Source organism: Pectinatus haikarae (genome assembly GCF_015732185.1).
GTDB lineage: Bacteria > Bacillota > Negativicutes > Selenomonadales > Selenomonadaceae > Pectinatus > Pectinatus haikarae.
The window spans coordinates 1-12660 of the sequence record NZ_WIQM01000008.1; the positions used below are offsets into that span (position 1 = coordinate 1).

Genomic DNA, 12660 nt, shown 5'->3' on the forward strand with positions numbered 1-12660 from the left:
GGTTCTGTGCTTGAGCCCCGGTCATCTTCGGCGCAGAGCCTCTCGACCAGTGAGCTATTACGCACTCTTTTAATGGTGGCTGCTTCTGAGCCAACATCCTGGTTGTTTATGAAGTCCTACATCCTTTTCCACTTAGCACAGCATTTGGGACCTTAGCCGGTGATCTGGGCTGTTTCCCTTTCGACTACGGGTCTTATCACTCGCAGTCTGACTCCCAAGTATTTTATTACAGCCATTCGTAGTTTGACTAGGGTCGGTAGGCTTTACGCCCCCTTGCCTGATCAGTGCTCTACCGTCTGTAATCTTCCCTTGAGGCTAGCCCTAAAGCTATTTCGGGGAGTACCAGCTATCTCCGCGTTCGATTGGCATTTCACCCCTATGCACACCTCATCCCAAAGTTTTTCAACACTCACGGGTTCGGTCCTCCACGCATTTTTACCTGCGCTTCAACCTGGACATGCATAGATCACTGCGGTTTCGGGTCTACACCATATTACTTAACGCCCTATTAAGACTCGCTTTCGCTTCGGCTCCGTGTCTTCCACTTAACCTCGCAATATAATGTAACTCGCCGGTTCATTCTTCAATAGGCACGCCGTCGCTCTCTTACGGAGCTTCGACTGCTTGTAGACATACGGTTTCAGGTTCTATTTCACTCCCCTTCCGGGGTTCTTTTCACCTTTCCCTCACGGTACTATGCGCTATCGGTCGCCAGTTAGTGTTTTGCCTTGGAGGGTGGTCCCCCCAGCTTCTCGCAAGGTTTCTCGTGCCCCGCGATACTCTGGATCCCGGCCCTTAAGTTCCGCTTTTCGCCTACGGGGGTTTTACCTCCTATGCCTGACCTTTCCAAGTCATTCGGCTAAACGTTCCTTAATTTCTGCCGGTCCTCAACCCCGTATCACCGAAGTGTTACGGTTTGGGCATCTGCCCATTTCGCTCGCCGCTACTTTGGGTATCTCGTTTGATTTCTCTTCCTCCGGGTACTTAGATGTTTCAGTTCCCCGGGTTTACCTTCCTTTCGGATGTCAGAACTTCTTCTGACGGGTTGCCCCATTCGGATATGTACGGATCACTAGATGCTTGCTCTTCCCCGTACCTTTTCGCAGCTTACCGCGTCCTTCGTCGGCTCCTGGCGCCAAGGCATCCACCGTATGCCCTTATTCGCTTAACTTCGTCAAACCTGCCATTAATACCATCCTGCTTCGTCAGTGCTTTGCTTCACTCATCAGCGTATATTAATACGCTTTCTTCATTCAGCTTTGCCCTTCCTTGCATTATGATGTTTCTTGCAGCTTTGCCGTTACATTCTAAGATTACTCTTAAAATGTCACCTTTTAGCTTAAGTTCATATGTTTCGTCTTAGCTTTTGTTTTTAGTTTCCTAATTGTGCTTGGTCCAACTATTCCCCGCCATTCTCTAGAAAATGTTTTTTCACAAGTTTGGCATTGGTGATAATTGTTCTTTGCTTTCTTCTGTGTAGTTTTCAATGTGCAATCTAAATTTTACATAAACATCATCACAATGCTTACAATAAACTTTATTATAGAGGGAGAAACCCTCAAAACTAAACAATACATAAACTTCTCATACACATTTTCCGGATGTACTCGACAGATTTTATAAAAAATCCTTAGAAAGGAGGTGATCCAGCCGCACCTTCCGATACGGCTACCTTGTTACGACTTCACCCCAATCATCGCCCCCACCTTAGACGGTCGGTTCCATAAGGCCCTTAGCCGGCTTCGGGTGTGAATGACTTTCGTGGTGTGACGGGCGGTGTGTACAAGGCCCGGGAACGTATTCACCGCAGTATGCTGACCTGCGATTACTAGCGATTCCGACTTCATGCAGGCGAGTTGCAGCCTGCAATCCGAACTGGGGGATATTTTTTGGGTTCCGCTCCGGATCGCTCCTTTGCTTCCCTCTGTGTATCCCATTGTAGTACGTGTGTAGCCCAGGACGTAAGGGGCATGATGACTTGACGTCATCCCCGCCTTCCTCCGCGTTGTCCGCGGCAGTCTCATTTGAGTTCCCACCGTTACGTGCTGGCAACAAATGATAGGGGTTGCGCTCGTTGCGGGACTTAACCCAACATCTCACGACACGAGCTGACGACAGCCATGCACCACCTGTTTTCTTGTCCTCCGAAGAGGAAGCATCCATCTCTGAATGCGTCAATCAATGTCAAGCCCTGGTAAGGTTCTTCGCGTTGCGTCGAATTAAACCACATACTCCACCGCTTGTGCGGGCCCCCGTCAATTCCTTTGAGTTTCAGCCTTGCGGCCGTACTCCCCAGGCGGGATACTTATTGCGTTAACTCCGGCACAGGGGGGGTCGATACCCCCTACACCTAGTATCCATCGTTTACGGCCAGGACTACCGGGGTATCTAATCCCGTTCGCTACCCTGGCTTTCGAGCCTCAGCGTCAGTTACAGTCCAGAAAGCCGCCTTCGCCACTGGTGTTCTTCCCAATATCTACGCATTTCACCGCTACACTGGGAATTCCGCTTTCCTCTCCTGCACTCAAGACATTCAGTTCGGACCCCATCACGGGGTTGAGCCCCGCACTTTTAAGATCCGCTTAAATGTCCGCCTGCGCTCCCTTTACGCCCAATGATTCCGGACAACGCTTGCCGCCTACGTATTACCGCGGCTGCTGGCACGTAGTTAGCCGTGGCTTTCTAACAGGGTACCGTCATTCATTAGTGGTATTAGCACTAATGCCATTCGTCCCCTGCAACAGAACTTTACGATCCGAAGACCTTCCTCGTTCACGCGGCGTTGCTCCGTCAGGCTTTCGCCCATTGCGGAAGATTCCCCACTGCTGCCTCCCGTAGGAGTCTGGGCCGTGTCTCAGTCCCAATGTGGCCGTCCATCCTCTCAGACCGGCTACTGATCGTTGCCTTGGTGCGCCATTACCGTCACCAACTAGCTAATCAGACGCAGGCCCATCTCCAAGTAACAGCTAAAAGCCGCCTTTGGTAAAAGTACCATGCAGTACTCTTACAACATTCGGTATTAGCACCCCTTTCGGGATGTTGTCCCCATCTTGAAGGTAGGTTGCCTACGCGTTACTCACCCGTTTGCCACTAGACTTTTACCGAAATAAAAGTCCCGTTCGACTTGCATGTGTTAAGCACGCCGCCAGCGTTCGTCCTGAGCCAGGATCAAACTCTCCATTAATTTATTGGAGAGCCAATTTGGCTCTTTCATTTTGTTTTAAAAGAAATTGTTTCAGGTTTATATTTAAACCGCACATCCGGTATGTTTGAAAACATTATGATGTATTGTTTAGTTTTCAAGGTGCCTGCCTCAACGAGTCAGCTTGTATATATTATCACAGGCGTTTTCGTTTGTCAAGAACTTTTTTTCAAATCTTATTGATTTGTTTCCGAGTCCCTGCCGCTCTCTTGAGCGCAGAAATTATTATATCTAATCTCACATTCTTTGTCAATCCTTTTTCTGATCTTTTTTTCAGATTTTTCCTTTTTGCTCTTTTTCCCTCTCCCTTTTCCCTGCTTCTCTTCTTTTCTGTTGTGCCTGTCCGCCCTTATGTTGCAGGCTTTTCCATGATTTTCAGGCAGCAAGTCTCTTCCTGTTTCGTTCAATAAAAAAAGAGAGAGGCCGGTTCCTTTTTTCCCCGTTTTCTCTCTTTTTTACTGCTCTATTTTGTTATCTGTATCTAATTAAGCTATAATAATTATGTAAAATTATTAATAATAACCAACTATTTTTTCAGGAAGGATCTCAAAAAAAATGAAAAAAACAAATGCCGCCCGTATATTAGATCGTTTACATATAGCTTATGAAATCAAAGCATATAAAGTCGATCCTGATGATTTAAGTGCAGTCAATGTTGCAGCCAAGGTAAATATGGATATAAAGACAATTTTTAAAACACTTGTGGCCCGCGGCGACAAAACAGGGATTCTCATGGCTTGCATTCCCGGCGATGATGAACTAGATTTAAAGAAGCTGGCAGCAATAAGCGGCAATAAACGTGTCGAAATGGTTCATATGAAAGAAATTCAGGGACTTACAGGCTACATAAGAGGCGGCTGTTCGCCGTTAGGTGCTAAAAAGGAGTATCCCGTATATTTAAATGACACCGCTCTTTCTCTGCCACGGATAGCCATCAGTGCAGGTATGCGCGGTGAACAGCTGCTGCTTGCGCCTGCCGATCTTATCATCGCAGCACACGCACAAACTGCTGACCTGCTGAAATAGTCCGGATCTATTGCTATTATTTCATTCAGAAAAGAGGTTTCCATATATATTGAAAAATTTTATCGCAAGGAATGTAAAAATATACCTTTCAATGCAGTACCGTCTGAATCGCAGGCGTTTCATTTTTGCTCATGTCTATTTATTTGCCTGCTGCCTCATTCTTGCCGCCTTAACATTACCTTTTACCATCCCAGTGTTTACGACTTCACTGCTCCATGCAGAAAGTACTGTTATGAATTCAGCTTCTGACATTCTGACCTCCATACCCCCTGTTTACAATCTATATTCTCCAGATATTGCTTATATCATCACAGACTATTTAAGCAGCCTGATCTCATGGAGTATTCTTTTTTTAGCGGCTTCTATGTGTATGAGCATCAGCAGACTTTATGATCTCGGAAAAGATCATCGTTTTTTATTTTTTTATATGCTTCCCCTTATCAATGTTATTTTCTTTCTTTATTTATGTTGGCAAAAAGGAGATACGGATGCTAATAAGTATGGGCCTTCTTCTGACAGTCTCAGTGACAGTGTTCTTCTCTCCATGCCCGGCTATCATTTGCGCGAACCGGTAAATACATCTTATCCGGCCACTCTTTTCGAGCAGTCTTTTTCCTGGGAAGGGAGACTTAATCGACTGCGTTACCTGCTGCGCGGCATCGGTTTGCTCAGTATAAGCATATTAACATGTGCAGCGTTGTCTATTGTCTTTGTCCTTTTTGCCGGTATTGGCATATTATTGCAGTCAGCTGTCAATTTTTCCAATGTAATTGCAGGTTCTTTCTTCATTATCTTCATTTTGTTTGCAGCTTCTGTTTTTCTGTTTATAGGGATAATATTTACATTGATATTCTTATTTTGGAAAATACGCCGATGGCATGATTTGGGGCACAACGGTTTCTTTCTTCTTCTCACGGAAGCACCCTATTATTTAATTACATCTACTCTGCCTGCGTTCAGCAATAGTAATTTCCCGACAGGCAGCATTATCAGTTTTTTGCTGACCGGTATCATGTTTCTTTGGATAATCTGTATAAATTTATATCTTCTGTTTATAAAAGGCGACAGCGGGGAGAATAAATATGGTGAAGATTTATTGCTTTCCAGCAGACCCGATACATTAGAATGATCCGTTCTCATTTTAAAATATTTCAACACTGATCACATTGCTGAGTGCCGATAATTTAGCACTTAACTCGCTGCGTGTAATATCTTTTCCCTCATGAACAACAAATTCCAGCCTAAGTACATTGTTAGGCATTCCGAGGATCTGCATTCCCCTTATAGTCAGCTGATCTGCTTTCAGGCATTTGTAGATCAGCAGCACCTGTCCTGCCGCATCCTCTGTGACCATAACAATGGTAAAATTACCATATTTCATCCAATTATCCATGTGTGACAGCGTAGTCAATACAGCAAAAACTATTGCGGCCGTCAAAAACGCGCCCGTATAATAGCCCGCTCCAATAGCCAACCCTACACCGGAAACCACCCATATACAGGCAGCTGTTGTCAGTCCTATGATATTTACGCCTTCTTTTATTATTGCTCCGGCTCCTAAAAAACCGATTCCGCTCACAACTTGCGCTGCAAGCCTGGCGGGGTCGGCATTTGTTTTCCCCTCAACATCCGCATATATCATTTGTGATAAAAGCATTATCAGACAGGATCCCACACAGACAAGAACATTGGTTCTCAATCCCGCTGATTTATGTTTATACTGCCGCTCGTAGCCGATGATACCTCCCAGTATTGCTGACAATACAAGCCGTATGCACGCCTCCCATTCAGTAGGCACAATAACATCTCCCCGCTCATACTTTTGCTTTATTCCTGTGCACGTATATAAAAGTTATCAACAATCATGCACAATATGTGGATAAAATTGTGGATAACTAATAAGGCATCCCTGCAACCCGCTTTGTTAATGTTTTCTAACAAGTTTACAAAGTAATAATAGTATTTTCTTTTCGTAATTACAAATTAAACATTTCCTGCAAAAGCATTATATTAAGTGCTGTGACTATGATCCCTATTATCCACAACATCACTTTTTGTTTCACACTGTTTGCGTATTTACCCATTATTTTTTTGGACGATGTAAGATATATCTGCAAAAATATCGTAAAGGGCAGCTGCATGCTCAACACCATTTGAGAATATATCAATCCATCAAACGGCTGACTGATAAAAAATATTATCAATACCGCCAAACCATATGTAAGTAAAACACCATGCCACGAATGTTTATCTTTTATATCATAAGATTCTCTAAACAAGCCTGCATAAATGCTTCCGCCGGCCATACCCGCAGTTACCGTGGAAGATAACCCGGCAAACAGCAGCGCTGCCGCAAATAAAATAGCTGCATTTCCTCCCAATAGAGGTTTCAGCATATTCACTGCCTGTGTCAAATCATCTATCACGATGTTATGCGCGAAAAAGGTACTGGCAGCTATCAATATCATTGCGCTGTTGATAGCCCATCCTATTCCCATGGAAAAAAGTGTATCTATAAACTCATATTTCAATTGACGTTCAATAACTTTTTCATCTTCCAAATTCCATTGTCTGCTCTGAATGATTTCCGAATGCAAGAAAAGATTGTGCGGCATCACTACCGCTCCCAGAACACTCATTATAACTACAAGAGAGCCATGCGGTATAGAAGGATATACCCATCCGACTGCCGCTTTTGACCATTCCACGGGTACCAAATATAATTCGGCTATAAAAGATAACCCAATAAGAGACACAAAACCTATGATTATTTTTTCCATTTTATGATAGGAATTTGATTTCAATAAAATGACACAAAACACTGCCATAAAAACAGCTCCGTACATAAGCGGTACGTTAAAAAGCAGCTGCAATGCAATAGCACCGCCAAGAATTTCTGCCAACGCGGTTGATACAGCTGCTCCCATTGCAGATATAAGCAAAAATACAGATACTGCCCTCGGCAAATTATAACTGGCTGCCTCAGATATACAAAGTCCGCTTGCGATACCCAAATGAGCAGCATTATGCTGCAATATTATAAGCATAATAGTAGAAAGTGTCACCATCCACAGCAGATCATATCCATATTCTGACCCTGCCGCCAGATTTGATGCCCAATTTCCTGGATCTATAAAACCAACCGTTATTAATATTCCCGGACCTATATAGCGCAAAAAATCTCTTGCACTCTTTCTGGTTATCTCAGTTTCAAAATATCTTCCTATTTTCACTTATGTCCCTCCCGTATTCGTTACTTGCCGATATACTGCATATAATTTTTCATTAAGTATAGCAAATTAATTGTGAAATTAAAAATATTATTATAAAATGTAATTTGTTATCCACATATAGTATGGCACATTCAAATTGAAAAGTATGCTCAGATAACGGCTGCATTTTATTTATTCAAACAGGAGCAATTTATGGAATACAAAACATATCTCTTTGATTTTGATTATACCCTGGCAAATTCGGAAAAAGGCATCGTAATGTGCTTTGAAAAGCTTTTGACCCAAAATGGCTGCCCATCGAGAACAAAAGATGAGATCAAACACACTATAGGTCTTCCGATGCCAGAAGCAATAAGCATTTTGACAGGTGAAACAGCTCAGGATATTCTTGTCCGCCTGCAAAAGCAATACAGTGTTTTTGCCGATACATGCATGACAGAAAATACTCATTTGTACGAAACAACAGTTCCTATATTAAAAAAACTGAAAAATCTGGACTGCAACATCGGCATTGTCTCCAATAAAACACGCCGGCGTATCCTGCAGACTCTCAATAAGGAAAATATCGCGCATCTTGTTGATACCATAATAGGTACAGAAAATGCTGTTAGACCGAAACCGGCACCGGACCCCGTTTGGCAGGCTCTAGACATACTTCGTGCTGATAAATCCTGTTCAATTTACATAGGTGACAGTATAACAGATGCTCAGACCGCCGAAGCTGCCGGTATATCCTTTGCCGCGGTATTGACTGGGGCAACTCCGTATGACGATTTTACTGAATATCCGCACATAAAAATTATGCAGTCCCTTAGTCAAATCCTTTGACAGTTTATACAAAACCGCAATATTATACTTGACATCAAAATAAAACACTGTAAAATATATCTATGCTAAACGGCACCTGTGCCAATATCTGTCATATTTATCAGTACAGGCTTGCGTATAACAGCTTGAGTCCAGCAAAATCCATATAACGTTCAAAAACTATGGATATATTTAAAAGAGGTGAATGTTTTGCAAGAAAGGGATTTGATTATTTCAGAAATAATGATGCCTAACCAAGCCAACGTTGAGGGGAATATCCACGGTGGTGAAATAATGAAGATTATGGACTCATGCGCCTATGCCGTAACCCGGCGCTATGCACGAACAAACGTTGTTACAGCACGGGTAGACGAGTTGCAGTTTCATCAGCCCATAAAAGTAGGCGATCTTGTCATCTGCTCCGCTAAAATAGTATTTGCGGGCAGAAGTTCGATGGAAGTTCATGTAAAGGTTTTGGTCGAGGATCTGCGTTCACATACTCCGCCTATTCCTGCATTATCAGCATTTTTTACGATGGTTGCTCTGGATCGAAATTCCAAACCGGCTCAGATTTTTCCTTTAGAAATAAATACACCTGAGGAAAAGGCTGCATTTGAGGCTGGCAAAGCCCGTTACGACTCATATAAAGCCAAGCGGCGCTGCGAAAAAAAGGAAACTAAAGCCTGACCATATAAAGCAAGAAAGTGTACCGCTCAATGAGCAGGTGCACTTTTTTATTTTATATAATATATAAACACTAATATTGCGTCTCTATTGCCTTAATAAGCAGCTATTTTGATAAACCTGTGGCAAATATTATCTCATCAGACACATTTATTTTATTCTGATACATCTGGGCTTTTACATTGAACACCTTGGCCAGTGCCGGCACTGACAGAACTTTATCAGGCTGTCCCTCAGAAAAAATTTTATGGTCCTTGATAAGCACGGCGTTATCCGCATAAGACCGGGCATGATTTATATCGTGCAGCACCATTACAACCGTCATATTCCGATGTTTGTTCAGCAGCCTTATAAGCTGCATTATTTCGAGCTGATGAGCTATATCCAGATATGTCGTCGGTTCATCCAGCAGCAGTATTTCCGGCTGCTGACACAAAGCCATCGCGATCCATGCCCGCTGACGCTCACCACCTGACAACGCGTTCAGTTGTCTGTCTGCCATAGACTGAATACCTGTTTCCTGCATAGCCCAGTCTATTATTTTTTGATCGTCCTTTTCATTTTTTTTAAAAATCCCCCTATAAGGAAAACGTCCATATGCCACCAGCTGATATACACTAAGATCGGCCGGTACACTGACAGTCTGCGGCAAAACAGCCATACGACGGGCAATATTTTCTGCCGAAAGTTCCCGCAGCGCCTTTCCATCCAAAAAAACTTTTCCCTCATAGTTTCTATGAAATCCTGCCATTATACGCAGCAATGTTGATTTACCGCATCCATTCGGTCCCAAAACAGCTGTTATTTTTCCTTCCGGAAAATTAAGACTAATATTTTCCAGGACCATTTTATTTTGAAAAGAAACGCATATATTTTCCGTTCTTAGCGCAGACATCACAATTCCCTCCTCAGCAAAAAGAGAAAAAACGGAACTCCCAATATCGCCATAAAAATACCGGCCGGCAGCTCTATCGGCGCAAACGCACATCTGGCTACAGTATCGCTGAGCGTTACCACGGACCCGCCCAGCAAGACAGACGCCGGCAGCAAAAATCTATAATCACTGCCTATTATCAGCCTCGCCGTGTGCGGAACAATGAGTCCGACAAATCCCAGCAAGCCCGCTACCGAAACAGCACTTGCCGCAAGCAGTGCTGCTGCTGCGGTGAGGATGATCCGTGTCCGTTCAACATTCATGCCCAGCCCTCTGGCTATTTCATCCCCCAGCAAAAGAATATTTAAATGCCTTGTAAACAGTAATACAAATAAAACTCCGGCAACAGTATATGGTAAGATCAGTTCCACATGGCTCCATGACCGTGCGGCAAAGCCCCCTACCATCCACATCAGGGCACCATGGACTTTATCACTGTACAATATAAGCAAAGCTGATATTCCCGCACCTATAAACGAAGAAACAGCTACTCCGGCCAAAATTATCCGCAATGGTCTTATGCCATTTTTCCATGCCAATATGTAAATGCATAATGCGGCAAGCAGCGCTCCGATAAAGGCTGCCGGCGTTATCAAAAAGCTGAACTGCGGCACTACTATCATTATGAATATCCCCGCTATGCCTGCGCCAGAAGAAATTCCTATAATATGCGGGTCCGCCAGAGGATTTTTCATAACTGCCTGCAATACCGCTCCCGCTGTTGCAAGATTCATTCCTACAAAAACGGTAAGAAGTGTCCGCGGCAGACGTATGTTCATTATAATCTGGCTGTTTGCCCCCTTCCCGCCGTTTAATGCATCCTGTATTTCCTGCAGTGTTATATATACGGCCCCCTGCGATAAAGCCACACCTGCACTCACAACAAGTAAAACTATCAATCCTGCCAGAATAAGCATTTTGCGTTTTGAAATGCTCCTCTCGATACCCTGTCCGTGTATGTACTTCATAATATGCACCTTATATATGTAAAAATTGCGCCTGCCAGCAACGGCAGACGCTTTGTCTATAACTTATTTATTTTCCTTCCGCCGTCTGCTGCGGATACAATTCTTTAGCCATCGTTTCCACCGCCTGAGGATAATGCATACCCGGATTTAAAAGAAATAACTTTTGCGGCAGATAATATACATGATTTTCCCGTACTGCCCTCAAAGTCTGCCACGCTGAATTATTTTCCACATTATCCTGCATAGCCTTTTTTATAGTCTGCATATCTCCCATGCTTGTCACAAAAACTGCATCCGGATCTGCCTTCACCAAAACTTCCAGACTATACGGAGCCGCGTCCGGATTGTCGTCAAGCGGTTTCGCATCCGCTGCCACATTGACAAATCCCAGCATTTTGGCTACTGAGCCCGCTATCGACCCGTCAAGCTGAACGGTGACATCCTGTGCCGTGGTATGCAGAATAGCTACACGCTTTGTTTCTTTCGGCATCTGTCCTTTTACATCCTCTATTTTTTTATCCATTTTTTCGACAAGTTTCTTGCCCTTATCTTCCTCTCCCGTTATCCGCGAGAAAATATCCAGGCTGCGTTTCACCTGATCATAACTTTTCATATCCAGTACTATAACAGGTATATTGTTGCTTTCCAGATTAGCTACAAATTTATCATTCATGCCCTTCATGGCTATTACCAGATCCGGCTGCAGGCTGACTACTTTTTCTATATTTATATTATATACAGCGCCAACCTTTTCTATATCTTTATAATACTCCGGGATACCCATTTGGGAAGAAGGACAGCCAATGACCGTCGCGTCCACCTCGTGCAGCGGTTCAAGGAAAGACGTGGACAGCGCTACAATCCGTTCAGGTTTTTTATCAAGTGCGACTGTCCTTCCAGCATCGTCCTGTATGGTCAAATATGCTTCTGTTTTTGTTTTTTCAACGATATTGCCGCATCCGGCAAGAAATATCGCTGCACTTATGAATACCAGAAAACAGAAAACGGTCTTTTTATTCATACGTAATCACATCTCCCTGATTTGTCGAGATAATAGCAACTTTTATTTACTGCGTCGTGCTAAAATAGTCGACAGATAATTTGGGACCTGCTTTACTTGTGCTATATCATATATACATTCTTCGTCAGGCAGCCCGCAGCGGCTTACCATAACGGCGTTATCAGCTAATTTTTTCTTTTTGAGCTCTGTTACTATTTCATCAAAATTTTTATAGACCTTCATGACAACTACATTATCTGACACGGCCAGCACCTTTTTTATCTTTTCGGCATCAGCGGTTGCCGGTATCACACTTATAATATCATTGCCTTCAACAAGAGGATATTCCAACCGGCCTGCTATCGCACAAAAAGCCGGTACCCCCGGAATCGTTTTTATTGGCACTGCCTCATTTTTCAGCAGGCGATGAACATAAATATATGTGCTGTAAAACATCGGATCACCCAATGTCAAAAAAGCTACATTTTTGCCCTGATTGAGCAGATTCAATATTTCTTCTTTATTCTTCTGCCAGCTCTGAGGAGATTGTTCAAAATGTGTCACCATAGGGAATACCTGATAAACGATTTCGACGGCCGGTTTCAGATAGGGACTGGCTATTGATAAGGCAACACTGCCATCTTTTTTTTCTGTTTTGGGAGCTATTATCACATCAACTTTTTCCAATGTTTTTATTGCTTTCATCGTAAGCAGCTCCGGATCGCCCGGGCCGACACCTATCCCATAAAAAATACCTGTCATCAATATTCTCCTCAAAAATATAATATACTTAACATACAGTCTAA

The 12660-nt window shown here is 43.4% G+C and carries 11 protein-coding genes and 2 rRNA genes; 4 read left to right on the forward strand and 9 right to left on the reverse strand.

From position 1 onward, the window contains the following. From I6758_RS04250 to I6758_RS04260, 3 genes are all read right to left on the reverse strand, one after another. A 23S ribosomal RNA gene (locus I6758_RS04250) occupies positions 1–1171 on the reverse strand; the annotation flags it as partial. Between the two features lie 463 nt (positions 1172–1634). After that, positions 1635–3184, reverse strand: a 16S ribosomal RNA gene (locus I6758_RS04255). Positions 3185–3378: 194 nt separating this feature from the next. Beyond that, positions 3379–3588: a hypothetical protein gene (locus I6758_RS04260; protein WP_196603367.1), complete on the reverse strand. Its 210-nt coding sequence runs from the start codon at positions 3586–3588 to the stop codon at positions 3379–3381. A 169-nt stretch (positions 3589–3757) separates the two neighbouring features. On the opposite strand from I6758_RS04260, the gene ybaK reads away from it, so the two are divergent. Continuing rightward, on the forward strand, positions 3758–4228 hold the full coding sequence (ybaK, locus tag I6758_RS04265) for a Cys-tRNA(Pro) deacylase (RefSeq protein WP_196603971.1): 471 nt from the start codon (positions 3758–3760) through the stop codon (positions 4226–4228). A 91-nt stretch (positions 4229–4319) separates the two neighbouring features. After that, positions 4320–5357, forward strand: a complete 1038-nt coding sequence (locus I6758_RS04270; RefSeq protein WP_456291236.1) for a DUF805 domain-containing protein — start codon at positions 4320–4322, stop codon at positions 5355–5357. Between the two features lie 12 nt (positions 5358–5369). Here I6758_RS04270 and I6758_RS04275 read toward each other — a convergent pair whose 3' ends face one another. Together I6758_RS04275 and I6758_RS04280 are read right to left on the reverse strand one after the other, a co-directional pair. Continuing rightward, a complete protein-coding gene (locus I6758_RS04275; RefSeq protein ID WP_196603973.1) occupies positions 5370–6026 on the reverse strand; it encodes an MgtC/SapB family protein in 657 nt (218 codons plus the stop codon). A gap of 178 nt (positions 6027–6204) precedes the next feature. Beyond that, positions 6205–7455 (reverse strand): Nramp family divalent metal transporter, encoded by a 1251-nt coding sequence (locus tag I6758_RS04280; RefSeq protein ID WP_196604463.1) that lies wholly within the window; start codon positions 7453–7455, stop codon positions 6205–6207. Between the two features lie 198 nt (positions 7456–7653). Between I6758_RS04280 and I6758_RS04285 the strand changes: the two genes are divergently transcribed. After that, positions 7654–8289 (forward strand): HAD family hydrolase, encoded by a 636-nt coding sequence (locus I6758_RS04285; protein WP_196603974.1) that lies wholly within the window; start codon positions 7654–7656, stop codon positions 8287–8289. Between the two features lie 189 nt (positions 8290–8478). Next, the gene (locus I6758_RS04290) at positions 8479–8955 is read left to right on the forward strand and encodes an acyl-CoA thioesterase (protein ID WP_231038511.1); all 477 of its coding nucleotides are present in this window, start codon (positions 8479–8481) and stop codon (positions 8953–8955) included. A gap of 103 nt (positions 8956–9058) precedes the next feature. Here the strand turns inward: I6758_RS04290 and I6758_RS04295 are convergent, their stop codons facing one another. The 4 genes from I6758_RS04295 to cobI all read right to left on the reverse strand — a co-directional run bounded on the left by I6758_RS04295 (position 9059) and on the right by cobI (position 12616). Continuing rightward, the gene (locus tag I6758_RS04295; RefSeq protein WP_196603975.1) at positions 9059–9847 is read right to left on the reverse strand and encodes an ABC transporter ATP-binding protein; all 789 of its coding nucleotides are present in this window, start codon (positions 9845–9847) and stop codon (positions 9059–9061) included. Continuing rightward, a complete protein-coding gene (locus tag I6758_RS04300) occupies positions 9847–10803 on the reverse strand; it encodes a FecCD family ABC transporter permease (protein WP_231038544.1) in 957 nt (318 codons plus the stop codon). Before I6758_RS04300 ends, I6758_RS04295 begins: the two co-directional genes overlap by 1 nt. A gap of 118 nt (positions 10804–10921) precedes the next feature. Continuing rightward, complete coding sequence (locus I6758_RS04305; protein ID WP_196603977.1) at positions 10922–11875, reverse strand: ABC transporter substrate-binding protein; 954 nt, start codon at positions 11873–11875, stop codon at positions 10922–10924. A 42-nt stretch (positions 11876–11917) separates the two neighbouring features. Then, positions 11918–12616 (reverse strand): precorrin-2 C(20)-methyltransferase, encoded by a 699-nt coding sequence (cobI, locus tag I6758_RS04310; protein ID WP_196603978.1) that lies wholly within the window; start codon positions 12614–12616, stop codon positions 11918–11920. Positions 12617–12660 lie beyond the last annotated feature (44 nt).